Here is a 24,687-nt window from a genome sequence, read left to right as displayed (position 1 = left end):
GCCCCGCCCGGCTTCGCCCACCGCCGACCCGGCGGCGCAACAACGGTCGGTATGACCGGGCACCACCACAACGAAAACAGCGGGCGCGATGGCGGGCACCCGCGCCGCCATCCCAGCCCCTGTCCAGCGACCTAGCTCCAGTGTTGAAGGGGAAATGAATCATGAATTGGTACAAAAACCTCACCGTGCGCCAACGCCTGTTTGCCGGCTTTGGCCTGTCCACCATCTTGCTGGCACTGATCGCCGGCGGTTCGTGGTGGGCCCTCAATTCCGTCAAGCGCGGGGTCGAAGTGATCGTCAGCGAAAACAACCGCAAGACCGATACCGCCTGGCGCATGCGCGCCGAGCTGGAGGAAACGGCGCGCAGCGTGCGCGACCTGATCGTCACGCGCGACAGCGCGGTGCAGGAACGCCAGCGCAAGCTGCAGGCCGATGCCCGCCAGCGCTTCGACGCGCTGTACACGGCGCTGGCGGCGATGCTGGTGAGCGAGGACGAGAAGAAGGTCTACGCCAACATCGGCCGCCTGCGCGGGGTGGTGCTGCCGCTGCTCGACGAGGCGATGGAGCAGGCCACGCGCGGCATGAAGGAAGTAGCCAGCGAAACCCTGATCGAGAAGGCGCAGGAGCCGCAAACGCGCTGGATCGGCGAGATGCAGGCCATGATCGAGTTGCAGGACCGGCGCACCGGCGCCAGCGTGGCGTCGATGCAGGCGGCCTACCGCGCGGCCACCGTCGGGCTGCTGGGCGGCGCGGCGCTGGCGGTGCTGCTGAGCGCCGGCCTGGGACTGGGCATAGGACGCTCGCTGGCGCGCCAGCTGGGCGGCGAACCGCGTTACGCGCGCCACGTGGCGCGCCGCATCGCCGCCGGCGACCTGGGCGAAGACATCGCGGTGCGCTCCGGCGAGCACGAGAGCCTGCTGGGCGCCATGCAGGAAATGCAGGGCGGGCTGCGTGCCATGGTGGTGCAGATCAAGGAGTCGGCCGAGTTGGTGGCGCTGCACAGCGGCGAGATCGCACAGGGCAATTTCGACCTGAGCGCGCGCACCGAATCGCAGGCCAGCAACCTGCAGCGCACCAGCGCCTCGATGGCCGCGCTGACGAACACCGTGCGTCACAACACCTCCTCGGCGCGCGAAGCGAGCGCGCTGGCCAGTTCGGCCGCCGAAGTGGCCAGCGCAGGCGGCACCGCCGTGGACGAAGTGGTGCGGCGCATGGCCGAGATCCAGGAGTCGAGCCGCAAGATCACGGAAATCATCAGCGTCATCGACGGCATCGCATTCCAGACCAATATCCTGGCCCTGAACGCGGCCGTCGAGGCGGCCCGGGCCGGCGAACAGGGCCGCGGCTTCGCGGTCGTCGCCAGCGAGGTGCGCAACCTGGCCCAGCGCAGCGCCCAGGCGGCCAAGGAGATCAAGGTGCTGATTTCGGACAGCGTGGAACGGGTCGACGGCGGCAGCCGCCTGGCGGCGCAGGCCGGCACCACCATGGCCGACATCGTGGCGCGCGTGCGCCAGGTGTCGACCATCGTGGCCGAAATCTCCACCGCCTCGGCCGAACAGGAGGCCGGCATCGGCCAGATCGGCAGCGCCGTCAGCGATCTCGACAGCGTCACCGAGCAGAACGCCGCGCTGGTCGAGCAGAGCACGGCCGCCGCCGACGGCCTCAAGGGCGAGGCGGAGCGCCTGCGCGAGACCGTGTCGCAGTTCCGGCTGGTGCCGGCGCCGCGCGCCGCCGTTGCAGCTGCGGGGGCAGCCGCACCACGGCTGCACTGATGGGGCGGCGCACCGGCGCGCGCACCGCCACGGCGGGCCGCGCCCATGGTGAACGGGCCGCGCGCAAGCGGTCCGATGTTCGTTTGAACCAAAACGAACACAAACACACAAATTTTTGTTGTTCAATTTTCGAAATTGCGTACAATGGTCATCACCGGCTGCCCAGCGTCGCTTCCGCGTCCGGTCGCAGCGCCATGTGCAGGGGAGGCCCCCCTCCCCGCACCAACCGATGAGGGACTCAGATATGAAAACAAACCAACATTTTCATCCAGTGCGCGGCTTGCGGCCGGCGCCCCGTCCATGGTGACGGCGCCCGCCACGCCGCCGGCGGCGCAGCGGCAATGCGACCTGCTGATCGTGGGCGGCGGCATCAACGGTGCCGGCATCGCGCGCGACGCCGTGGGTCGCGGCCTGAGCGTGATCCTGTGCGAGCAGCACGACCTGGCCCAACACACCTCCTCCGCCAGCACCAAGCTGATCCACGGCGGCCTGCGCTACCTGGAATACTATGAATTCAAGCTGGTGCGCAAGGCGTTGCAGGAACGCGAAGTGCTGCTGCGCGCCGCGCCCCACATCATGCGCCCGCTGCGTTTCGTCATGCCGCATGACGCCAGCCAGCGTCCGGCCTGGATGATACGGGCCGGCCTGTTCCTCTACGACCACCTGGCCAAACGTGAATTCCTGCCCGCCTCGAGCGGCATCGCGCTGCGCCGGCACGAGGCGGGCAAGCCGCTCAAGGTCGGCTACAGCAAGGGCTTCGTGTATTCGGACGGCTGGGTGGACGACGCCCGGCTGGTGGTACTGAACGCGCTCGACGCGGCCGAACGGGGCGCCACCATTCTCACCCGCAGCAAATGCGTGGCCATGGCGCGCGAAGGCGACGGCTGGCATGCCAGCATCGCCAGCGAGCAGCACGGCCGCATCGAGGTGCGCGCGCGCGCCGTGGTGAACGCGGCCGGCCCCTGGACCGGCCAGTTCGCCGATGCGGCCGTGGGCGCCAGGAACGGCCATGGCCTGCGCCTGATCAAGGGTAGCCACATCATCGTGCCGCGCCTGTTCGAGCATGAATACGCCTACATCTTCCAGAATCCGGACAAGCGCATCATCTTCGCCATCCCCTACCAGGACCAGTTCACCCTGATCGGCACCACCGACCTCGAATACCGGGGCGAGCCGGGCCAGGTCACCATCAGCGACGGCGAGGTGGACTACCTGTGCCAGATGGCCAACCGCTATTTCAGCAAGCAGATCGCGCCGGCCGACGTGGTGGGCAGCTATTCGGGCGTGCGCCCCCTGCTCGACGACAGCTCGCAGGACGCCTCGGCCGTCACGCGCGACTACCTGCTCGAATGCGACGACGCCACCCCGCCCTTCCTCAACGTATGGGGCGGCAAGATCACCACCTACCGCAAGCTGGCCGAGGAGGCGCTGGCGATGCTGCAGCGGCGGCTCGGTCGCGCCGCGCCGGACTGGACGGCCACCGCGCCGCTGCCCGGCGGCGACCTGGATCAGCCCGGCGCGCTGGTGGCCGACGGCGACTTTTCCCGCTTCCTGGGCCAGTTCCAGCGCAGCTATCCCTGGCTGCCGGCCGCACTGGCGCAGCGTTACGCGCGCTGCTACGGCACCCGCGCCCGGCGCATGCTGGACAACGCGGCCAGCCTGGCCGACCTGGGCGAGGAGCTGGCGCCCGGCCTGTACGAGCGCGAAGCGCGCTATCTGATGGCGGTGGAGTGGGCGCGCAGCGCCGAGGACATGCTCTGGCGCCGCACCAAATGCGGGCTGCATAGCCAGCCGCATCACGTAGCCCGGCTGCAGCAATGGATCGCGCAAGCGGCCAAGTCGCCGCCGGCGGCATTATCGATGCAAGGAGAAGTGCAGTGATTTTAGAGCTTAAAGATATAAGCCTGAGAGTGGGAGCGGAGACACATCTTTATCCCCTGGAGCTGAAGCTGGTGCCGGGCGACATCAACGTGTTACTGGGCCCCACCCAGGCCGGCAAGACGACGCTGATGCGCGTCATGGCCGGACTCGACGCCCCCAGCGCCGGCCGCGTGCTGGTGGACGGCAAGGACGTCACCGGCGTGAGCGTGCGTGAACGCAACCTGGCCATGGTCTACCAGCAGTTCGTCAACTATCCGGCCATGACGGTGTATGAGAACATCGCCGCGCCGCTGCGCCTGCAGCGCTGCCCGGCCGACGAGATCGCGCAGCGCGTGCGCCAGATCGCCGCCAAGCTGCACATCGAGCACCTGCTCGAACGCTTGCCCGGCGCCCTGTCGGGCGGCCAGCAGCAACGCTGCGCGCTGGCGCGGGCGCTGGTCAAGCGCGCGCCGCTGGTGCTGCTCGACGAGCCGCTGGTGAACCTCGACTACAAGCTGCGCGAGGAATTGCGCATGGAGCTGAGCGAGCTGTTCAAGGACGGCAATACCACCGTGGTGTACGCCACCACCGAGCCGCAGGAAGCGCTGCTGCTGGGCGGCCACACGGTGCTGATGGACGCCGGCCGCATCATCCAGACCGGCCCCACGCTGGACGTCTACCACCGCCCCGCCACGATCCGGGCGGCCGCCATCTTCAACGATCCGCCGATGAACATCTTCGACGCCCACATCCAGGACCAGCGCACGGTGCGCCTCGATAACGGCCCGGCCCTGGCCGTGGCCGCGCCGGACCTGGCGCTGCCGGCCGCCAAGCCGGTCAAGGTGGGGGTGCGCTGCCACCACGTGCGCCTGAGCGACGGCGCCGCACACAGCAACCGCATCGACTGCACCGTCGACCTGGCCGAGCTGAGCGGCTCGGAAACCTATGTCCACCTGCACCACGGCGCCAACAGCCTGGTGGCCCAGGTGCCGGGCGTGTACGTGGCCGACATCGACGCGCCGGTCCAGGCCAGCGTCAGCCCCGAGCATCTGTTCCTGTTCGACGCCGACGGCGCCCTGCTGCGCGCACCCAAGGAGAACGCCCATGGCGCGCATTGAATTCCGTAACCTGGGCCATGCCTATGGTCCCAATCCCGCCAGCCCGCAGGACTACGCGCTGCAGCCGATGAACATGGTGTGGGAGGACGGCGGCGCCTACGCGCTGCTGGGCCCTTCGGGCTGCGGCAAGTCCACCCTGCTCAACATCATTTCCGGCCTGCTGGTACCTTCGCACGGCCAGGTGCTGTTCGACGGCCAGGACATGACGCAAGTGCCCACCCGCGGGCGCAACATCGCCCAGGTGTTCCAGTTCCCCGTGCTGTACGACACCATGAGCGTGTACGATAACCTGGCCTTCCCGCTGCGCAACCGCAAGGTGCCGGAGGCGCAAGTGCACCAGCGCGTGCATGAGGTGGCCGAGATCCTGGGCATGAAGGATGCGCTGCAACAGCGCGCCGCCGGCATGGCGGCCGACGCCAAGCAGAAGATATCGCTGGGCCGCGGCCTGGTGCGCAAGGACGTGGCCGCCATCCTGTTCGACGAGCCGCTGACGGTGATCGATCCGCACCTGAAATGGCAGCTGCGCCGCCAGCTCAAGCAGATCCACCAGCAGCTCAAGCTGACCCTGATCTACGTCACCCACGACCAGGTGGAGGCGCTGACCTTCGCCGACGAGGTGGTGGTCATGACCAACGGCAAGATCGTGCAGAAAGGCACGCCCGACGCCCTGTTCGAGCGGCCCGACCACACCTTCGTCGGCTACTTCATCGGCAGCCCCGGCATGAACTTCTACCCCGTCAAGCTGAACGGCGAGGCGGACGCGGTCCACATCGGCCCGCACCGGCTCGCGCTCGAGCCGGCCACCGTGGCCATGCTGCGCCAGGCCGGCGGCGACCTGAGCATGGGTATCCGGCCCGAGTTCGTCGAGCTGGCCGCGCCCGGCAGCGCCGGCGCGCTGGAGGCCGACATCTGGCAGGTGCAGCAGCTGGGCACCTGCCAGCTGGCCACCGGCACCGTGGCCGGCCTGCCGCTCAAGGCCAAGCTCGACAGCGCCCTGCGGCTGCAGCCGGGCCGTCACTGGCTGCGCCTGGCGCACCCGCAAACCATCTTCTTCCGCAACGATGAAAGGATAGCGCGATGAACAAGCCCTATAACAACAAGGCCTGGTTCTTCATCCTGCCGGTGTTCCTGTGCGTGGCGTTTTCCGCCATCCTGCCCCTGATGACGGTGGTGAATTATTCGGTGCAGGACATCATCAGTCCGACCCAGGCCGTGTTCGTGGGCCTGGAATGGTTCCGCGCCATCATGCGCGACCCGGACCTGCACGGCGCCCTGCTGCGCCAGATGGTGTTCTCGCTGTGCGTGCTGCTGGTGCAGATTCCGCTCGGCGTGGGCCTGGCCCTGTCGATGCCATCCAAGGGCTGGAAGTCGTCGGCCGCGCTGGTGGTGCTGTCGATGCCGCTGCTGATCCCATGGAACGTGGTGGGCACCATCTGGCAGATCTTCGGCCGCGCCGACATCGGCCTCGGCGGCTATCTGCTGAACGGCCTGGGGGTCGATTACAACTACGCCTCGCACACGGCCGACGCCTGGCTCACCGTGCTGGTGATGGACGTGTGGCACTGGACGCCGCTGGTGGCGCTGCTCGGTTTCGCCGGCCTGCGCTCGATCCCGGACGCTTACTACCAGGCGGCCCAGATCGACGGCGCCAGCCGCTGGGCCATCTTCCGCTACATCCAGCTGCCCAAGATGCGCGGCGTGCTGATGATCGCGGTGCTGCTGCGCTTCATGGACAGCTTCATGATCTACACGGAGCCGTTCGTGCTGACCGGCGGCGGTCCCGGCAACTCGACCACCTTCCTCAGCCAGTACCTGACGCAAAAGGCGGTCGGCCAGTTCGACCTGGGCCCGGCGGCGGCGTTCTCGCTGATCTATTTCCTGATTATTCTGCTGTTCAGTTTTGTGCTCTACAACTGGATGCAGGGTGCCGGCAACAGCGGCACCACCACCGGAGGCGCGCATGAGTAATACCAACCAGTCCAACCGCCTGCCGCGGGCCGTGACGCTGCTGCTGTACGTGGGCTTCACCCTGATCCCGCTGTACTGGATGCTCAACACCTCGCTCAAGACCAACGAGGAAACGCTGTCCGTGTTCACCATGTGGCCGCGGCACCTGACCTGGGACAACTACAAGACCATCTTCACCGATCCGTCCTGGTACAGCGGCTACATCAACTCCATGATCTACGTGGCCATGAACACCGTCATGTCGCTGCTGGTGGCGCTGCCGGCCGCCTATGGCTTCTCGCGCTACCGCTTCCTGGGCGACAAGCACATGTTCTTCTGGCTGCTGACCAACCGCATGACGCCGCCGGCCGTGTTCCTGCTGCCATTCTTCCAGCTCTACTCGACCGTGGGCCTGATGGACACCCACCTCGCCGTGGCGCTGGCGCACATGCTATTCAACGTGCCGCTGGCCGTGTGGATACTGGAAGGGTTCATGTCGGGCATCTCGCGCGAGATCGACGAGACGGCCTACATCGACGGCTTCTCGTTCCCGCGCTTCTTCCTGCGCATCTTCCTGCCCCTGATCAAGGCCGGAGTGGGCGTGACGGCCTTCTTCTGCTTCATGTTCAGCTGGGTGGAACTGCTGCTGGCGCGCACCCTGACCTCGGTCAACGCCAAGCCGATCAGCGCCATCATGACGCGCACCGTGTCGGCCGCCGGCATGGACTGGGGCGTGCTGGCCGCCGCCGGCGTACTGACCCTGGTGCCGGGCATGCTGGTGATCTGGTTTGTGCGCAATCATATTGCCAAAGGTTTCGCGATGGGGAGGGTGTGAGCATGGAATTGACTTTCGCATGGATGGCCTGGACGACGCCGATCGCCATCTTCTTCAGCTGCATCATCCTGATGCTGGCCGGCATGACGGTGTGGGAATTGCGTTCGCCCACGGTGGAGCGCAAGGGCTTCCTGCCGATGCGCACCACGCGCGGCGACCGCCTGTTCATCGGCCTGCTGTCGGCCGCCTACATCAACCTGGCGTGGGTGGGCTTGACCGACCTGAGCCAATGGATAGGCGCCGCGCTCGGCTTTGCCGCGCTGGCCATCGTGATGGTGTGGGCTTAAGGTTCTTTCGTAGTTGCAGTAAGACGCAGTCAAGCAAGAAGAAACTCCCTTCCGTTTCTCTTGCCGTAGTCCCTGGAAGTTCAACAACAAGTGGAGATGACATGAAGAAAAGCAAGCAAACCGCATTCAAGCTAAGCCTGATCGCTGCTGCGGTGCTGGGTCTGTCCGGCAATGCCGCCTGGGCGGACAGCAAATCGGCCGAGAAGTGGATCGACACGGAATTCAAGCCAAGCACCCTGTCGCGCGCCGACCAGCTCAAGGAAATGACCTGGTTCATGGACGCCGCCGCCAAGCTCAAGGCCAAGGGCGTCAAGGAAATTCACGTGGTGTCGGAAACGCTGGACACCCACGTCTATGAATCGAAGACCCTGGCCAAGGCGTTCGAGGAAATCACCGGCATCAAGGTGATCCACGACGTGATCCAGGAAGGCGACCTGGTCGAAAAAATGCAGACCTCCATGCAGTCGGGCAAATCGATCTACGACGGCTGGGTCAACGACTCGGACCTGATCGGCACCCACTACCGCTACGGCCAGACCGTGGTGCTGTCGGACTACATGGCCGGCCCCGGCAAGGAATACACCAATCCCGGCCTGGACCTGAAGGATTTCATCGGCACCAGCTTCACCACCGCGCCCGACGGTAAGATGTACCAGCTGCCCGACCAGCAGTTCGCCAACCTGTACTGGTTCCGCGCCGACTGGTTCGCGCGCAAGGACTTGCAGGCCAAGTTCAAGGCCAAGTACGGCTACGAGCTGGGCGTGCCGCAGAACTGGTCGGCCTATGAGGACATCGCCGCCTTCTTCACCAACGACGTGAAGGACCTGGACGGCAAGAAGGTGTTCGGCCACATGGACTACGGCAAGAAGGACCCGTCGCTGGGCTGGCGCTTCACCGACGCCTGGCTGTCGATGGCCGGCACCGCCGACAAGGGCATCCCGAACGGCCTGCCGGTCGACGAATGGGGCATCCGCGTGGCCGCCGACAAGTGCACCCCGGTGGGCGCCTCGGTCACCCGCGGCGGCGCCACCAACTCGCCGGCCGCGGTCTATGCACTCACCAAATACCTGGACTGGATGAAGAAGTACGCCCCGCCCGAGGCGCTGGGCATGACCTTCTCCGAAGCCGGTCCGGTGCCGGCCCAGGGCCAGGTGGCGCAGCAGATCTTCTGGTACACGGCCTTCACCGCCGGCATGACCAAGCCCGGCCTGCCGGTGGTCAATAGCGACGGTACGCCCAAGTGGCGCATGGCGCCCGGCCCGCACGGCCCGTACTGGAAGGACGGCATGCAGAACGGTTACCAGGACGTCGGTTCCTGGACCTACCTGAAGAGCACCCCGCCCGACCAGATGGCCGCCGCCTGGCTGTATGGCCAGTTCGTCACCTCCAAGACCGTGTCGCTGAAAAAATCGCTGGTGGGCCTGACCTTCATCCGCGATTCCGACATCCGCTCCAAGGCGATGACGGAGATGGCGCCCAAGCTGGGCGGGCTGATCGAGTTCTACCGCAGCCCGGCGCGCGTGGCCTGGACCCCGACCGGCAACAACGTGCCCGACTATCCGAAGATGGCACAGCTGTGGTGGAAGAACGTCTCGACCGCCATCTCGGGCGAGAAAACGCCGCAGGGCGCGATGGATAACCTGGCCACGGAAATGGACGGCATCCTGTCGCGCCTGCAGCGCGCCGGCATGAAGAACTGCTCGCCCAAGCTGAACGAGCCGAAGGACGCCGCCGCCTGGCTGAGCAACAAGGGCGCGCCATGGGCCAAGCTGTCCGACGAGAAGCCCAAGGGTGAAACCATCGCCTACGACACGCTGCTCAAGGCGTGGAAGGAAGGCCGCGTGCGTTAATCGCGTCCGTCGGCGGCGCCGGCCGTCGCTGCCCCGCGGGGCATGCGGCGGGCCGGCGCCGGCGTGCCTGCGCGTCTGTGCGCGCCCGGTGCCGGTCCGCGTGGCCCGGCGCCCGGCACGCACCGCGCAGGTCTATCAAACCGCAATACCAATTGGCAGGACTGGAATCGTTATGGCCTATTTGCTGGCTCTGGATCAGGGCACATCGAGCTCGCGCACCATCGTCTTTCGCGACAGCGGCGAAATCGTCGCCTCCGCGCAACAGGAATTCACCCAACACTTTCCGCAACCGGGCTGGGTCGAACACGACGCGCACGAACTGTGGAGCACCCAGCTGGCCACCGCCCGCGCGGCGCTGGCCAAGGCTGGCCTCACGGCGGCCGACATCGCCGCGCTGGGCATCACCAACCAGCGCGAAACGACCATCGTATGGGAGCGCGCCACGGGCCGCCCCATCTTCAACGCCATCGTCTGGCAGGACCGCCGTACCGAGGCGCTGTGCGACCGGCTGCGGGCCGACGGCCTGGCCGACACCATCCGCCGCAAGACGGGCCTGATACTGGACCCCTATTTTTCCGCCACCAAGCTGGCCTGGATACTGGACCACGTGGACGGCGCCCGCGCCCGCGCCGCGCGCGGCGAGCTGTGTTTCGGCACGGTGGACGCCTGGCTGGTGTGGAACCTCACAGGCGGGCGCCTGCACGTCACCGACGTCAGCAACGCCGCCCGCACCATGCTGTGGAATATCCACGATGGCTGCTGGGACCAGGAACTGCTGGCCTGGCTGGACATTCCGGCCGAAGTGCTGCCGCAAGTGCATCCATCGAGCCACCAGTATGGCAGCACGGATGCCCAGTGGCTGGGCGCCGCCCTGCCCATCGCCGGCATCGCGGGCGACCAGCAGTCGGCCCTGTTCGGCCAGGCCTGCTTCAAGCCCGGCATGGCCAAGAACACCTACGGCACCGGGTGCTTCATGCTGCTCAATACGGGCACGGAATGCGCCGATTCGCAGCATGGCCTGATCAGCACCGCCGCCTGCCAGGCGGACGCCAGCCGCCAGTACGCGCTCGAAGGCAGCGTGTTCGTCGGCGGCGCCGTGGTGCAATGGCTGCGCGACGGCCTCAAGGCCATCAACAGCACGGCCGAAGTGGAGGCGCTGGCCGCCTCCGTGCCCGATTCGGGCGGCGTGGTGTTCGTGCCCGCCTTTACGGGACTGGGCGCGCCGTACTGGGTGCCGTCGGCCAAGGGCGCCATCCTGGGCCTGAGCCGGGGCACCACCCAAGCCCACATCGCGCGCGCCGCGCTGGAAGGGATCGCGTTCCAGAGCGCGGCCCTGCTGCAGGCCATGATGGCCGACGCCGCCACCCCCATCACGGAATTGCGGGTGGACGGCGGCGCCTGCGCCAACAACCTGCTGCTACAATTCCAGGCCGACCTGCTCGGCATCCCCGTGCTGCGTCCGCAAGTGACGGAGACGACGGCGCTGGGCGCGGCCTACCTGGCCGGCCTGGCCACGGGCGTCTATCGCAACCAGGAACAACTGGCCGCGCAATGGCGGGTCGAGCGCGTGTTCGAGCCGGCCATGGAGCGGGCCCAGGCCCAGGAACGCATGCACAACTGGGAGCGCGCCATCGGCCAGGTGCGCCCCGCCTGATCATTTCAATGCAAGACCCCGGATTCGAACCGACCAGGTTCACAGAGCGTGGTGCTGTACACCACAACAATCAGAAAGGGAGATAAGGCATGAACCAAGGGATGTTGAAATTGCTGCCACTGGCCATCGCGGCCGCACTGGCAAGCGGCGCTGTCCGCGCCGATGCTGGTCACGATGAGGAAGGCTTCCACGGCTACCTGCGCGCCGGCGCCGGCACCAGCTCGGGCCACGGCCCGCAAAGCTGCTACGGCCTCGGTGGCAACACCATGAAATACCGTCTCGGCAACGAGTGCGACGCCTATTTCGAAGGCGGCTACACCCATGAAGTGGCCAAGTCGGCCGACGGCGTCAGCTTTGTCGCCACGCTGTGGGGCACGGAGTACAACTCCGGCTCCGATTTCGGCGACGCCAAGCTGGGCCTGGCCAAGGCCTATGTGGAAGCGAAAGGGCTCGATTTCCTGAACGGCGGCGTGGCCTGGATCGGCAAGCGCTACTACTACCGTCCCGACATCCACATGCTGGACCTGCAGTACATCAACCTGAACGGCACCGGCGGCGGTATCGACGCCATCAAGGCCGGTCCGGGCAAGTTCAGCTACGCCGTGTTCAAGGACAACGACAGCAACGTCATCGATCCGAACACGGGCCTGGTGACCAACACCAACGCCGCCATCCGCCAGAACTTCATCTACGAAGGCCTGCCGGTGAACGCCGGCGGCAGCATCGACCTGGCCGCGTCGCTGATCTCGGCCCAGGGCGACGGCAAGCACGGCGGCTGGCAGCTGACCGCGCTGCACAAGCAGGACAAGGTATTCGGCGGCAGTAACACCTTCGGCGTGCAGTATGGCGTCGGCCCGGGCACGGGCATCGGCGTGGGCAACGACCGCATGGGCGCGGCCGGCAGCACCACCCTCACCTCGGACGTGAAACGCAGCCGCATCTTCGACGACCTGGTGGTGCAGCCGACGCCGGAGTTCAGCATGGAATTCGTGGCGCTGGCCCAGCACGACAAGTCCGACGCCGGTGGTTCGAGCACCTGGACCACGCTGGGCGCCCGCCCCGCGTACGCGCTCAACAACCACTTCAAGCTGCAGATGGAAATCGGCACCCACCGCGTGACCCAGCCGGGCGCCGACACGCTGCGCCTGACCAAGGTGACGTTCGCGCCGACCATCACGGCCGGCAAGGGCTATTGGGACCGTCCGGAACTGCGCGCCTTCATCACCTATGGCAAGTGGAACGACGCCGCCCGCGCCGCCGTCAACGCCAACAATAATTCCGGCGCTGTCTACGGCAGCAACACCAGCGGCACGTCCGCCGGTTTGCAGGTGGAAGCCTGGTTCTAAGCATCAACCTGACTAGCGCCGATAAGCCGCATTTGCCGTCACGGGCGGCTGACGGCGCTAGTCGCGTCTGCGGGGAATCTGCCTGACAGCGGCATGCACTACAGCCCGAAAAAAGAACTAGGCAAGTCTTTTATCCGCACTAAAATGTTAAATATACTTAACAGAAATGGATACGGAAATGAACTTGGCCGAAATCGGTGTCAAAATTCACGACAGCCGTGTCTGCACCGGCTTATCGCAGGAACAGCTGGCCAAGTTTGCCGGGCTATCCCGTGTGACCATCAACCAGTTGGAAAAGGGGACGGTGAAGGATCTTAGCTATACCAAACTGAAGTCCGTTTTGGATGTCTTGAGTATCAACGTGGAAACGGTACAACCATTCCACATAACAAGTGCGTTGACGGTCGCTGCACGCAGCGCCAGCACTAGTTACCGCGATGTATTAACTTCCGACATGCTGGCGATAATGCTTCGCACTGGCCAAGCGCCCGAGCAATTTCATCCACATCTGATGGCATTGCTGGACGAGACCCCCCTACCCCTTGTCGTCAGAGCAGTTTCCGAGGCCGCCACGCCCGGCGTCCCGGCCCGAAAGATCATGAAGCATTTAAGCGCGTGGGCGACGCAATGGAAAGTGTGCAGGACGGTCTGGTAATGGCCGGCACGCCTGTAGTTCCCGCAAACTGGGAAATACTATTTTCGAAAGCGATGGCGATCATCGATGAGATCGCCATATACGGCCGAGACGAACCGTTCTGGACATTTGGCGGCGGGACTGCGCTCATGCTACGTTTCGGTCACCGTTCCAGCAAAGACGTCGACATCTTCGTGCCGGATCCACAGTCACTGGGCTATGTGACGCCTCGCCTGAGCGATATCGCCGCATCGATCACCAATGACTACGTGGAAGCGGCCGGTTATGTCAAACTGTTTCTTGACGAGGGTGAAATCGAGCCTACTGCCGCATCCAGTCGCGCAGCTCGTAGTACCAGTAGGTCAGCTGCGCGGCCAGCAGGCCGGCGGGGCCGCCCGTGGCGGGCAGGCCCCACTGGCTGAAGCGGTCAAGGTCGGCGCGCTCGCCCAGGATGGCGCGGGCCAGCACTTCTCCCGACAAGGTGGTGGGCGCCACGCCGTGGCCGCCGAAGCCCATGCCGTACCACAGCCCTTCGGGCAAGCGCCCCAGCTGCGGCATCTTGTGGCGGCCGTAGCTCATCATGCCGCTCCAGGCATAGTCGACCCGCGTGCCTGCCAGTTGCGGATACACCTTGAGCATGTCCCGGTACAGCAGCCGCGCCACGTCCGGCGCGCTGCGGTCACGGATCGAGATGCGCCCGCCCCACAGCAGGCGGCTGTCGGCCAGCGGCCGGTAGTAGTCGAAAGCGAAGCGTGTGTCGTAGACGGCGGCGTTGGTGTCGAGCGCCGTTCGCAGGCGCTCGCCCAGCGCCTCCGTCACCATCACGTAGGTGGCGATCGGCAGGATGGCGCCGGCCAGCCTGGGATACAGCCGTTCAATATAGCCGCCGCAGCACACCACCACCTCGCGCGCATGGACCGCGCCCTGCGCCGTGCGTACAGACCAGCCCTCGCCTTCGCGCACGATGCGGGTCACGCGGCTTTGCTCGTACACCTGGGCTCCGCCGTCCGTCAGCGCCCGGGCCAGGCCATGCGCGTATTTGAGCGGGTGGAAATGAAAAGCATTCGATTCGTACAGGGCGCCGAAATAGCGCTCGCTGTGGACGCGCTCCGCGAATTCCTTGCGGCCCACGCGCTGCCACTGCACGCCCAGCTTGTCGGCCATGAAGCGCTGCTGGTCGTCGAGGATGCGCTCGTCGTCGAACCAGTTGGCCAGGTAGATGCCGCCGTGCGTGGCGTCGCAAGCAATGCCGTAGCGTTCGATGCGGCGGCGGATAAGGTCGACGGCGTCCAGCGTCAGGCGGTAAAGCTGGGCGCCCCGGGCATCGCCTGCCGCGTCCAGCAGGCTGCGTTCACCAAGCGAATAGCCGCCGAACACGAAGCCGCCGTTGCGGCCCGAGGCGCCATGGCCCACCGCTTCCGCTTCCAGCAGCACCACATGTTTTTCGCCCCGCTCCAGCAGTGACAACGCCGTCGACAGGCCGGCAAAGCCGCCGCCGATCACGCACACGGCGGCGGATGTGCTGCCCGCCAGCGCCGGCCATACCGGTGTGTCCGCGCTGGCGCGGTAGTAATTTTCGCCGGACAGCCGCTCAGGCACGGGCCAGCGTCGGGTAGTCGCCGACGGTCAGGTCGAATCCGTCGGCATCCGATACCAGGTGCCCCATGCCGCCGTAGGGCAGCGTGCAGCGTTCCTTGATGTGGCCGAACGGCAGCCCGGTCAGCACCGGTATCGGCAGGCGTTCGCGCAAGAAGGCGAGCATGGTGTCGAAATCGTAGCCGTTGTCGGCGGGGTTGAGGCGGTAGCCGGAAAAGTCGCCCAGCACGAGCGCCTGCTGGCCTTCGAACGCGCCCGCGTACAGCATCTGCAGCACCATGCGCTCGACCCGGTACGGATGTTCGTTGATGTCTTCCAGGTAGACGATGCCGCCCTCGATGGGGGCGAAGAACGGTGTGCCCAGCATGTGCACCAGCATGGCCAGGTTACCGCCCCACAGCCGGCCGCGCACGTCCACCGGCGGATTGCCCTGCGCCGTGCCGCGCACCCGGTGCATGGGCCCGCGCAGGCAGTCCCAGAACTGCCTGAGCGTGTACTCGACCGGCTCGTCGCGGATGAAGTCGTCGCACATCATAGGTCCGGCGAAGCTGGCGCGGCCCGTATTCTTCCACAGCCCCATGTGGAAGGCCGTGAAGTCGCTGTAGCCGACAAACAGCTTGCCGCTGTCGGCCATGGCCTGGAAGTCGATCTGCGGCAGGATGCGGCTGATGCCGTACTGCCCGCGCAGCGCGACCACGATCTGCGCTTCGGGATCGGCGGCGGCGGCGTTGAGCTGCGCCAGCCGGCCCGCGTCCGTATCGGCAAAGCGCAGGTGCTTGCGGGAAGAGTCGTAGTAGTTGTGGACCAGGATGCCCTGCGCGCGCAGGCGGGCGATGCCCATTTCCAGCGCGGCGTCGTCGGGCGCGTATCCGCCCGGTGCGGCGATGGCGATGCCGATTTGGGTTGTACTCAAAAATTCGTCTCGATCAGTAGTGGGTGTCGCTGCCGGCCCGCCGGGTGGACGGGGCCATGTCGTTCGGCTCCATCTTACCGTGCAGGTGGGCATCGATCAAGGCGATCAGGCGTTCGATCAGCTGCGGCGGCAGGTCGTGGCCCATGCCTTCGATCACGTGCAGCGCCGCGTTGGGAATGGCTTGCGCCGTATCCTCGCCGCAGGCCAGCGGTATCAGCGGATCGGCCGCGCCGTGGATCACCATGGCCGGACAGCGTATATCCCCGAGCAAGGGCGTGCGGTCGCCGCAGGCGACGATGGCCACCATCTGGCGTGCGATGCCGTCCGGGCAGGTGTTGCGGGCCAGCGCTTGCTCTATCCTTGTGCGCAGCAGTTTTTCCGGTGTCGGATAGGCGGGGCTGCCGATGGTGCGCAGCGTCTGCACCATGCGCTCGACCACCTGCGCCTGGTCGCGCGGATAGCCCGGCATGCGCATGATCGCCTTGCGCGCCACGGCGGTCGGCCCCGGCAGGCCGCGCCGCCCGCTGCTCGACATGATGGAGGTCAGGCTCAAGGTGCGTTCGGCGTGCCGTGCCGCGAAGATCTGGCCTATCATCCCGCCCATCGAAGCGCCGACCACGTGCGCCTTGGCCACGCCCAGGAAGTCCAGCAGGCCGCACGCATCGTCGGCCATGTCGTGCAGCGAGTAGGCCGGGTTGACGGGCCAGCGCACCAGCGTCTTGAGCCAGGTCAGCGTCATGCTGGGCGCGCCGTGCTGGCGCAGTTTGCTCGACAGGCCGCTGTCGCGGTTGTCGTAGCGGATCACGTAATAGCCTTGTTCCACCAGCCCATCGACGAAGTCCTGCGGCCAGCTGGTGAGCTGCATGCCCAGCCCCATCACCAGCAGCACGGGCGGGTCATGCGGGTCGCCGTGCGTTTCGTATGCGATGGTGATGCCGTTTGCGAGCGCGGTAGCCACGGCGACTCCTTCAATATAGGCCGAACAGGGACTGGAACAGCGGGGTGCGTTGCGGGTCCAGGTACAGCAGTTTTTTCAGGCCGGTGTGGCCTTCATGGTCGAAGCGCCGCCACTGCCCTTCCGGCTGCGCGAGGCGGTCGGCGATGGCATACAGCGCCGATGGATTGGCGCCCATCCCCACATGGCTGGCATGCACTTCGATGTTCTCGGAACTGGCCGTTTCCTCTTCCATGCTGCAGTGCCACGCCACCACGCCGTCGGTGCGGCTGAAGATGGAGGTGGTCGGCATCGGTGGGCGCTCGCGCAGGGCGGCGAAGCGCTCGGCGTCGATCTCCTTTTCGCCCGACACCAGCTGGTACACACGCCAGGCATTGGTGGCCTTGGGGCTGCCGGTGAACGGCGAACCGAGCGTGACGACGGTGCGCACGTCGTCCGGCAGCATCTTGGCCAGTTCGCGCGCGTACACGCCGCCCAGGCTCCAGCCCACCAGGCTCACGGTGCGGCCCGTATCGGCCCGCAGCTGGCGGATCTTGTCCAGGCACGCTTCCAGCACGCCGGGCCGGGGGCCGAAATTCAGCCCCTGCTCCCAGGCGTGCACGGAGAAGCCGCGGTCGCTCAGAAAATGGCGGATGACGAGGGTGGTGAAATCGCCCGCGGCCAGGCCGGGAAAGACCATGACGGGATGGCCGTCGCCGCGCGGCGCGACGCGCATGAACGGGTAGGCGGCCAGCGCCGCGCCCAGTTCCCACGGGGCGCGCATTTCCAGCGCCAGCCGCAGCATGCCCGGGGCGTTGTCGTTTTCCAAAGTTTGCGTGACGGCCTTGCGGTGTGACATCTGTACTCCCGGCGATATGGTTTTAGCATACCATTTTTGCTGGGAGCATGAAATGGCGCACCGCAGACCGGTGCGCGGGCGGGAACGGCGTTGGTCAGCCGGCGCCGGCGGCGCGGCGCGCCTCGGCCGCGGCGGCGCGGCGCGCGGCGAAGAAGCGCTTGAGCATGGCGCCGCACTCGTCAGCCAGCACGCCGCCCACGATGCCGGTGTGGTGGTTCAGCTGTTCCTGCTCAAACAGGTTGACGACGGAGCCGCCCGCGCCCGTCTTGGGATCGGCCGCGCCGTAGACCACGCGGGCAAGGCGGGCATGCATCATGGCGCCGGAACACATCACGCACGGCTCCAGCGTCACATACAGTTCGCAGCCGGGCAGGCGGTAGTTGCCCAACGCCTCGGCGGCGGCCCGCAGCGCCACGATTTCCGCGTGCGCCGTGGGGTCGTGCTTGCCGATGGGACGGTTGTAGCCGCGCGCGATCACCACGCCATCCTTGACGACGACGGCGCCCACCGGCACCTCGCCCTCGTCCCACGCGAACTGCGCCTGGGCCAGCGCTTGCTGCATGAAGGCCTGTTCATCGGGCGTGACGGCGTGCCTGGCCGGCGCCGGCAACGGCGCCGCCGCGCTGTCGGCCGCCGGCACGCCGTCCGTCACGGTGGCTGCGGTTTCAGGCATCGGTGATCTCTGCCCAGCAATTCGGGGTTTCATGCAGCACCAGCTTGTGCAGGTGCAGGCCGGTGCCGAAACGGTCCTTGTAGGCCGCCTTCAGGATGTCGAACGCGACCTGGGCCAGGTTCTCCACGGTCGGAATACGGTCGATCACCACCGTCTTGTGGTTGGGCAGCGTGGCCAGGAAGTCGCGCACGGCCGCATCCTTCTCGTAGACCAGGAAGGAGTGGTCCCACACGTCGACCAGGTGTTCCTTGGCCAGCGACTTGATGTCGGAGAAGTCCATGATCATGCCGTTGTCGGAATTGCCTTCGACGGAGATGACCTTGCCGGTCAGCGTGATTTCCAGCGTGTAGCGGTGGCCGTGCAGGTTGCGGCACTGGCTCTTGTGGTCGGGGATACGGTGGCCTGCGTCGAATTCGAGCTTGCGGGTAATGGTCAGCATTGTTATGGTATTTGTAAGAGTTTATGGGTTTGCAGGCTCAGTTTCCATTTCGGACGGCGCTTGCAGGTGTCAATCGCGAGCTTGGTGTTGAACTCGGCCAGCGGGCCATCCATGGGCTGCACGAAGAAGTGGTCGAACGCCAATCCTTCGTAGGCCGCCAGGTCCTGGTCCGTCTGCGGTATCACCACCTTGATTTCATTGCCCCGCTGCACGGCCAGCTGCGAGCCCATCTTGGGGCTGACGCAGATCCAGTCCACGCCCGGCGGCACCGGGATGGTGCCGTTGGTTTCGATGGCGATCTCGAATCCGGCCGCATGCATGGCGGCGATCAGCGGCCCGTCGAGCTGCAACAGCGGTTCGCCGCCCGTGAACACGACGTATTTGCTGGACGGATAGCTGGCCGGCCACAGGGCGTCAATGGCGCCGGCCAGGGCCGCCGGGGTGGCGAACTTGCCGCCGCCCTCGCCGTCCGTGCCCACGAAGTCCGTGTCGCAGAACTGGCACACGGCACTGGCCCGGTCGCTTTCGCGGCCCGTCCACAGGTTGCAGCCCGAAAAGCGGCAGAAAACGGCTGGCCGCCCCGCATGGGCGCCCTCGCCCTGCAGGGTATAAAAGATTTCTTTGATGCTGTAAGTCACAACGTTTCCTCGACTGACCGGCTGCGTACGGCGCGCAAACTCCGGTTGACAACCCTCCATTATAAGCGAGCCTGAGGCCGCGCAGGAATTTACCGGCACCACCCCTGATTTCGCTTTCCTCCCCGCAAGAATTTGACTTTTCACAACGCCCGCCGGCGACAGCCGCGATATGTTGTAGCGGTGCACCAGCCAAATCCCCGCTGCTACACCCGCATGGAGAATTGCACCCTATGAAATACGCTGCACAGTCCCTGCATGTAGACCTGATCGCCGCCGGCGCGGTCATGCTCACCCTCATCGCATTGGCCCTGCTATGGCGCCAGCAGCGCCAGCGCGCCACGCTGACCCGGCTGGAACAAGCCCTGGCGGCCGAACAGGGGGCGCGGGCCAGGGCCGACCAGGCCGCCTTCGAACAGCGCACCCGCGTATGCCAGTTGCTGGCCCAGCAGGACAGCGCGCTGGAGACGGAACGCCAGCGCATCGCCCGCGACATCCACGACGACCTGGGCCAGAACCTGCTGGCCCTGAAAATGGACATCGCCGTCCTCAGCCGCGGCCAGCCCCGCCTGCAAGCCCAGTTGCACCAGATCGAAGCCCACATCGGCGCCAGCATCCGCTCGCTGCGCACCATCATCCACGACTTGCGGCCCGAGGCGCTCGACGACGGCCTGCGCAGCGCCGTCGAAAGCCAGGTGACCCAGTTTTCGCGCCTGAGCGGCATCCAGTGCCGGCTCGACGCCGACCAGCAAGTCTACAACGCCGCGCCCGGCGCCAAGGTGGACGCCGTGCTGTACCGCGTCCTGCAGGAATCGCTGAGCAACATCGCCCGCCACGCCAACGCGACCCGGGTCGACATCGCCCTGTGCCGCCACCCCAGCAGCCTGACCCTGACCGTGTGCGACAACGGCATCGGCCTGCCCGCCAAGCCGCCCCGGGGCAGCAACGGCCTGAGCGGCATCGCCGACCGCGTGGCCCGGGCCGGCGGCAAGTTCCACGTGGCCAGCCGGCCCGGCCAGGGCACGGCGCTGTCCATGTCGTTCCCGCTCGCGCTTGTGCAGCATCAAACGGAAGACGCCGTACACGAAGCAAAATGACAACCCTCTTCACCGCGCCAGCCACCATGACAACATTACAGGCACACCCCGCACAAGGATCGCCCATGAACAACATCCAGAAAATCCAGCACGTCATGGAATTCCCGCAAGCCGACCAGCAGCACGGCTTTGCGCTCAAGCTGATGGAATTGCTGGTCATCCCCACCTTCGTGATCGACGCCAACTGCAAGGTGCTGATCTGGAACCGGGCCTGCGAACGGCTGACGGGCGTGCCGGCCTACGAAGTGCTGGGCACGTCCGACCACTGGCGCAGCTTCTACAACGAGCGCCGCCCCACACTGGCCGACCTGGTGATCCAGGGCCGCACGGGCGAAGTGCACACGCTGTACGACCAGCACGCCCACCGCAGCGAGGGTGGCGACAACCTGTGCGCGGAAAACTGGTGCGAAATGCCGCGCGTGGGCAAGCGGCGCTACCTGGCCGTGGACGCCAGCCCCATCTACGACGCCGAAGGCCGGCTGGTGGCCGTGGTGGAAACGTTGCGCGACATGACGGATGAAAAACGGGCCCAGGTGGCGCTGGAACAGCTGGCCACGCGCGACGGCCTGACGGGCCTGGCCAACCGCCGCTGCTTCGACGATACGCTCGCGGCCGAGTGGCAGCGCGCCCTGCGCCAGCAGCAGCCCTTGTCGCTGCTGATGGTCGACGTCGACAACTTCAAGCAATACAACGATGCCTACGGCCACCTGGGCGGCGACGAATGCCTGCAGCGCATCGCCAACGCGGTGGCCAGCGAAATGCGGGCCAACGACCTGGTGGCCCGCTACGGCGGCGAGGAATTCGCCGTGATCCTGCCCAACCAGGCCCTGAAGGGCGCGGCCATCGTGGCCGAGCGCATCCGCTGCCGGGTCGAGCAGCTGCACTTGCCCAACCTGGGCAGCGACGCCCACGTGGTCACCGTCAGCATCGGCGCGGCCACCGCCCTGCCCTCCGTGGACACCGACCCCAGCCAGCTGGTGGCGACGGCCGACTCGGCCCTGTACCGGGCCAAGCACATGGGTCGCAACCGCATCAGCCTGCCGCTGCAGGAGCAACAGGACCCGGCCGTGGGCCGGGCCTGATCAGCCGAAGGGGTTGGCGACCGTTTTCACGTCCGGCGGCGGCAAGCTGGCGGGCAAGTCCTGCGCCTCCAGCCGCGCCACGATGTCGCCCAGCAACTGGTGCAGGGCGCGCGCGTCGCGCAGGCCGGCCTGGTCGGCCGTCAGGTCCACGTCGCCGCTGAGGGTGATGCGGTCGAGCCGGTTTTCTATGCAGAGGTGGCCGATGTGCAGCACATCGGCTTCGTTGGCGTAGGGAACAAATTTAGGCATCACAGGCTCCAGTCTTCACGTTTATCCTTGCGCGGCTTGACCTTGGGCAGGCGCAGCATGGCTTCCTTCTCGCCGGCCGACAGCGAGGGCAGCAGGTTGATACCCACCCGTCTCTCCAGCTCGGCAATGGTCAGCGTCTCATAATCGTTGGTCGACGCGTTGGCAATGAAATAGGCCGCGCCGGCCCGCTGGCGCGGGCTGTAGACCAGCTTGTACAGGTGCGTAGGCACCAGCACGTTGCCGATCTTTTGCAGGTTACCACCGAGGAAGGCCGGGCCCGTAATCACGTACAGGTCGCCCTCCTTTTTCGCCATCTTGCGCACGGCGCCTTCGATACCTGCCCACACATGACGGTTATTGTCGCCGTTTTGCGGCACCATGTTCGCCAGCGTGAAGCTTTCGTGCTGGGTTTCGCGGTCCGGCATGTCGCCGTTGGGCGACATGTGGCCACGGTCGTAGCCGCTGCGCGCGTAGTCCGACAATTCGGCCCGCTGGCTGACGGGCAATTGCGGCTCGGCGTGGAAGGAATTCTCGCGCGACAGGCTCTGCGCGGCCGCGATATTGTCGGCCGTCAGGTGCTCGGCCGACCACAGCGGCGTACGCGTGAGGCCAGAATGCATGACGCCGAACACACCGTAGCACAGCTCGCGGGTGGCGGCGCCCATCTTTTCGTTGCGGATTTCCGGCAGCCGGCCATCGACATAGTGGGCGGGACAGGCGCCGGCCAAGGCGAAGCTGGCGGCGAAGGTGCCGCAAGCCAAAATGGCGGCGGCCAGGGTTTTCTGGAGCAGACTAGGGTGTTGCATGGTTCCTTCTGGAATGGGCGAAAAAGTTCAAGTTGCCGCATTCTATAAGACGGTGGCCATTTGCAACAAACGCCTGGCGTGCGCGGCCAATTCATCGCGCAGCCGGGGCGGATCGACGATCTCCAGGCCGAACGGCACGCCGGCCAGCTGGCGGGCCAGCCAGGCCAGGTCGTCGGACTGGTTATGCAGCAGCACGCCATCGGCACGCTGCTCGAAGAGGCCGATGGTTTCCATCAAGGCGCGGCGGGCCGTTGCCAGGTCCGTCTTCAACAACACGGTGGCCGAGAAGGCGCGCGGCAAGGAAGCGACGGACAGGCGCAAATGGGCCAGCGCATCGAAATCGGCGGGACGCTCGAACCGCCCCGGCGCCGGCACTGCCGCCAGGATGCGGTCGAGGCGGAAGGTGCGCATGCCGCCGCGCAGATGGCACCAGCCCACGGCATACCAGAAACCCAGGTAATAGGCCAGGCCATAGGTATCGACATCGCGCGCCGAGTCCGCGTCGCCGGACCGGTAGTGCAGGTGGACGCGCTGGCCGCGCTGGGCCGCTGCGCTCAGCACGACCAGCGCCCCGTTGTCGCGCGGGGCCATGCCGTCGGCCAGGTCGAGCCGCACCGTTTCGTCCAGCGCACTGACGCGCTGTTTGAGTCCATCGGGCATGATGCGGGCCAGCTTGGCCTGGGCGCTGGCCACGGCCGGTGCCGCTTCGGCCAGGCCCAGGCTGCGGGCCGCCAGCAGGCCCAGCGACAGTGCCAGGGCCTCGTCTTCCGTGAACATCATCGGCGGCAGCTTGAAACCGGGCACCAGCGCATAGCCGCCATGCCGGCCCCGTTCGCTGGTGATGGGGATGCCGATCTGCTCCAGCATCACGATGTAGCGGCGCAAGGTGCGGCCATCGACCTGCAGCCGGCGCGCCATGTCGGCGCCGCTGAGGCGGCCATGGGTTTGCAGCAGTTCCAGCACTGCCAGGACGCGGGTGGTGGGATGGTACATTTCACAAAGATAACAGATTATCAGGGCGGAATCTGTCCTATATGAGATTTACAGTGCCATATCGCCGTAGCGGACGGCCGAAATCTTTCATCGGGAGCAAAGACATGACGCAAACTGGCTATCTCTGGCTGTATTTTCTGGTCGTATTCGGCGTGGTCCTGTTGCCGGGGCTGGACATGGCCTTCGTCATGGGCAGCTCGCTGCTGGGCGGCAGGCGCAGCGGGATGGCGGCCGTGGGCGGCATCATCGCCGGGGGATTCTGCCATCTGTTGATGGGTGCGCTGGGTGTGGCCGTTGTGCTGCAATGGTGGCCTGGCCTGTTCCGCGCCATGCTGCTGGGCGGCGCCGTCTACATCGCCTGGATAGGCTGGACTTTACTGGGCAGCAACAGCATCCTGCTGCCGGCGGCGAACCAGGAGCGCGCGCCGGAACGCATCATATTCCGCCGCGCCATGGTCACCAGCCTGCTCAATCCCAAGGCCTACCTGTTCATGCTGGCCATCTTCCCCCAGTTCCTGCGCCCGGGGCTGGGGCCGCTTTGGGTGCAATCGGGCGTGCTGGGCGCGATCACGGCGCTGACCCAGGCCGGCGTGTACGGCGCCGTGGCGTTGGCGGCCAGCGGCGCCAGTGGCTGGTTCAACCGTCATCCGGCTGCCGCGATCGTGGTAGCCCGCGTCATGGGAATGCTACTGCTGGCGACGGCCATGCTCAGCGCCTACCAGGCCTGGCATACAGCTTAACGGCTCAAGAGCGAGGAAAAAAATGGGGACGTACCCCATTTTCCCCCAGCCTGACCCAAAAACCGTATTACGTCCCGGGTTTTGGAAAAAGGGGGACGTCCCCATTTTCACATGCGGTCTGACGGCTCACAAAGAATGGGGACGTACCCCATTTTTTCGAAAAGGGGTACGTCCCCATTTTTTTAATAAAAAAGGGCCGGACGCGAAGGATCGCGGCCGGCCCATACTTTTTTTATTATTGGGAGTGCAGGTGACGCCGGTCACGGGAACCGGGCCAACCTTTGTTTTTCTTGTTATGCGGTACAACGCTTTCCAGCTTGTAATAGAGCAAACAGCATTGGCTGGAGAACAAGTTATCGGAGTTAGTT

General features: G+C 66.1%; 25 protein-coding genes. 15 read left to right on the top strand and 10 right to left on the bottom strand.

Annotation, left to right across the window (positions count from 1 at the left end; translation table 11 throughout):
- Window positions 1–161: 161 nt before the first annotated feature.
- The 12 genes from AC3WOS_RS08620 (at window position 162) to AC3WOS_RS08565 (ending at window position 13,725) form a co-directional block, all read left to right on the top strand.
- The gene (locus AC3WOS_RS08620) at window positions 162–1,772 is read left to right on the top strand and encodes a methyl-accepting chemotaxis protein (RefSeq protein ID WP_492715491.1); all 1,611 of its coding nucleotides are present in this window, start codon (window positions 162–164) and stop codon (window positions 1,770–1,772) included.
- A gap of 300 nt (window positions 1,773–2,072) precedes the next feature.
- Window positions 2,073–3,653, top strand: coding sequence for a glycerol-3-phosphate dehydrogenase (gene glpD, locus AC3WOS_RS08615; protein WP_492715490.1), 1,581 nt, complete (start codon window positions 2,073–2,075; stop codon window positions 3,651–3,653).
- Window positions 3,650–4,750, top strand: a complete 1,101-nt coding sequence (locus AC3WOS_RS08610; RefSeq protein WP_492715489.1) for an ABC transporter ATP-binding protein — start codon at window positions 3,650–3,652, stop codon at window positions 4,748–4,750. The genes glpD and AC3WOS_RS08610 overlap by 4 nt, the downstream gene beginning before the upstream one ends.
- Complete coding sequence (locus AC3WOS_RS08605) at window positions 4,737–5,831, top strand: ABC transporter ATP-binding protein (protein WP_492715488.1); 1,095 nt, start codon at window positions 4,737–4,739, stop codon at window positions 5,829–5,831. Before AC3WOS_RS08610 ends, AC3WOS_RS08605 begins: the two co-directional genes overlap by 14 nt.
- Window positions 5,828–6,718: a carbohydrate ABC transporter permease gene (locus AC3WOS_RS08600; RefSeq protein WP_492715487.1), complete on the top strand. Its 891-nt coding sequence runs from the start codon at window positions 5,828–5,830 to the stop codon at window positions 6,716–6,718. Before AC3WOS_RS08605 ends, AC3WOS_RS08600 begins: the two co-directional genes overlap by 4 nt.
- Window positions 6,711–7,532 carry a carbohydrate ABC transporter permease gene (locus tag AC3WOS_RS08595; protein ID WP_492715486.1) on the top strand — a complete coding sequence of 274 codons (822 nt, stop codon included), beginning with the start codon at window positions 6,711–6,713 and terminating at the stop codon, window positions 7,530–7,532. The genes AC3WOS_RS08600 and AC3WOS_RS08595 overlap by 8 nt, the downstream gene beginning before the upstream one ends.
- Window positions 7,533–7,534: 2 nt before the next feature.
- Complete coding sequence (locus tag AC3WOS_RS08590; protein ID WP_492715485.1) at window positions 7,535–7,819, top strand: DUF2160 domain-containing protein; 285 nt, start codon at window positions 7,535–7,537, stop codon at window positions 7,817–7,819.
- Between the two features lie 101 nt (window positions 7,820–7,920).
- The gene (locus tag AC3WOS_RS08585) at window positions 7,921–9,669 is read left to right on the top strand and encodes an ABC transporter substrate-binding protein (protein ID WP_492715484.1); all 1,749 of its coding nucleotides are present in this window, start codon (window positions 7,921–7,923) and stop codon (window positions 9,667–9,669) included.
- Between the two features lie 172 nt (window positions 9,670–9,841).
- The gene (gene glpK, locus AC3WOS_RS08580) at window positions 9,842–11,323 is read left to right on the top strand and encodes a glycerol kinase GlpK (protein WP_492715483.1); all 1,482 of its coding nucleotides are present in this window, start codon (window positions 9,842–9,844) and stop codon (window positions 11,321–11,323) included.
- 89 nt (window positions 11,324–11,412) lie between these two features.
- Complete coding sequence (locus AC3WOS_RS08575) at window positions 11,413–12,669, top strand: maltoporin (protein WP_492715482.1); 1,257 nt, start codon at window positions 11,413–11,415, stop codon at window positions 12,667–12,669.
- Window positions 12,670–12,847: 178 nt separating this feature from the next.
- Complete coding sequence (locus AC3WOS_RS08570; protein WP_492715481.1) at window positions 12,848–13,324, top strand: helix-turn-helix domain-containing protein; 477 nt, start codon at window positions 12,848–12,850, stop codon at window positions 13,322–13,324.
- Window positions 13,297–13,725, top strand: coding sequence for a nucleotidyl transferase AbiEii/AbiGii toxin family protein (locus tag AC3WOS_RS08565; RefSeq protein WP_492715480.1), 429 nt, complete (start codon window positions 13,297–13,299; stop codon window positions 13,723–13,725). The genes AC3WOS_RS08570 and AC3WOS_RS08565 overlap by 28 nt, the downstream gene beginning before the upstream one ends.
- Here the strand turns inward: AC3WOS_RS08565 and AC3WOS_RS08560 are convergent.
- From AC3WOS_RS08560 to queE, 7 genes are all read right to left on the bottom strand, one after another.
- Window positions 13,625–14,902 (bottom strand): NAD(P)/FAD-dependent oxidoreductase, encoded by a 1,278-nt coding sequence (locus AC3WOS_RS08560; RefSeq protein WP_492715479.1) that lies wholly within the window; start codon window positions 14,900–14,902, stop codon window positions 13,625–13,627. The genes AC3WOS_RS08565 and AC3WOS_RS08560 overlap by 101 nt on opposite strands.
- On the bottom strand, window positions 14,895–15,812 hold the full coding sequence (gene ldcA, locus AC3WOS_RS08555; protein ID WP_492715478.1) for a muramoyltetrapeptide carboxypeptidase: 918 nt from the start codon (window positions 15,810–15,812) through the stop codon (window positions 14,895–14,897). The genes AC3WOS_RS08560 and ldcA overlap by 8 nt, the downstream gene beginning before the upstream one ends.
- A 13-nt stretch (window positions 15,813–15,825) precedes the next feature.
- Window positions 15,826–16,770, bottom strand: a complete 945-nt coding sequence (locus AC3WOS_RS08550) for an alpha/beta fold hydrolase (RefSeq protein ID WP_492715477.1) — start codon at window positions 16,768–16,770, stop codon at window positions 15,826–15,828.
- Window positions 16,771–16,780: 10 nt separating this feature from the next.
- Window positions 16,781–17,605: an esterase/lipase family protein gene (locus AC3WOS_RS08545; RefSeq protein WP_492715476.1), complete on the bottom strand. Its 825-nt coding sequence runs from the start codon at window positions 17,603–17,605 to the stop codon at window positions 16,781–16,783.
- Window positions 17,606–17,699: 94 nt separating this feature from the next.
- Complete coding sequence (gene tadA, locus AC3WOS_RS08540) at window positions 17,700–18,278, bottom strand: tRNA adenosine(34) deaminase TadA (protein WP_492715475.1); 579 nt, start codon at window positions 18,276–18,278, stop codon at window positions 17,700–17,702.
- Complete coding sequence (gene queD / locus AC3WOS_RS08535; RefSeq protein ID WP_492715474.1) at window positions 18,271–18,717, bottom strand: 6-carboxytetrahydropterin synthase QueD; 447 nt, start codon at window positions 18,715–18,717, stop codon at window positions 18,271–18,273. The genes tadA and queD overlap by 8 nt, the downstream gene beginning before the upstream one ends.
- Before the next feature lie 2 nt (window positions 18,718–18,719).
- Window positions 18,720–19,355 carry a 7-carboxy-7-deazaguanine synthase gene (gene queE / locus AC3WOS_RS08530; RefSeq protein WP_492715472.1) on the bottom strand — a complete coding sequence of 212 codons (636 nt, stop codon included), beginning with the start codon at window positions 19,353–19,355 and terminating at the stop codon, window positions 18,720–18,722.
- Between the two features lie 230 nt (window positions 19,356–19,585).
- On the opposite strand from queE, the gene AC3WOS_RS08525 reads away from it, so the two are divergent.
- Both AC3WOS_RS08525 and AC3WOS_RS08520 read left to right on the top strand, forming a co-directional pair.
- Window positions 19,586–20,449, top strand: a complete 864-nt coding sequence (locus AC3WOS_RS08525; RefSeq protein ID WP_492715471.1) for a sensor histidine kinase — start codon at window positions 19,586–19,588, stop codon at window positions 20,447–20,449.
- Between the two features lie 95 nt (window positions 20,450–20,544).
- Window positions 20,545–21,531: a sensor domain-containing diguanylate cyclase gene (locus tag AC3WOS_RS08520; RefSeq protein ID WP_492715495.1), complete on the top strand. Its 987-nt coding sequence runs from the start codon at window positions 20,545–20,547 to the stop codon at window positions 21,529–21,531.
- Here the strand turns inward: AC3WOS_RS08520 and AC3WOS_RS08515 are convergent, their stop codons facing one another.
- From AC3WOS_RS08515 to AC3WOS_RS08505, 3 genes are read right to left on the bottom strand one after another with little or no spacing between them, the layout of a single operon-like run.
- Entirely contained in the window at window positions 21,532–21,780 is a 249-nt protein-coding gene (locus AC3WOS_RS08515) for a hypothetical protein (protein WP_492715470.1), read from the bottom strand.
- Window positions 21,780–22,586: a DNA/RNA non-specific endonuclease gene (locus tag AC3WOS_RS08510; RefSeq protein WP_492715469.1), complete on the bottom strand. Its 807-nt coding sequence runs from the start codon at window positions 22,584–22,586 to the stop codon at window positions 21,780–21,782. The genes AC3WOS_RS08515 and AC3WOS_RS08510 overlap by 1 nt, the downstream gene beginning before the upstream one ends.
- A 42-nt stretch (window positions 22,587–22,628) precedes the next feature.
- Window positions 22,629–23,579, bottom strand: coding sequence for a helix-turn-helix transcriptional regulator (locus AC3WOS_RS08505; protein WP_492715468.1), 951 nt, complete (start codon window positions 23,577–23,579; stop codon window positions 22,629–22,631).
- A 104-nt stretch (window positions 23,580–23,683) separates the two neighbouring features.
- Here AC3WOS_RS08505 and AC3WOS_RS08500 point away from each other — a divergent pair, with 104 nt between their 5' ends.
- Complete coding sequence (locus AC3WOS_RS08500) at window positions 23,684–24,319, top strand: LysE family translocator (protein WP_492715466.1); 636 nt, start codon at window positions 23,684–23,686, stop codon at window positions 24,317–24,319.
- The last annotated feature ends 368 nt before the right edge of the window (window positions 24,320–24,687 follow it).

The sequence above is a fragment of the Rugamonas sp. FW305-51 genome (assembly GCF_058786935.1).
Note: the sequence above shows the minus strand (reverse complement) of the source record. Positions and strands in the feature narration are given on the sequence as shown.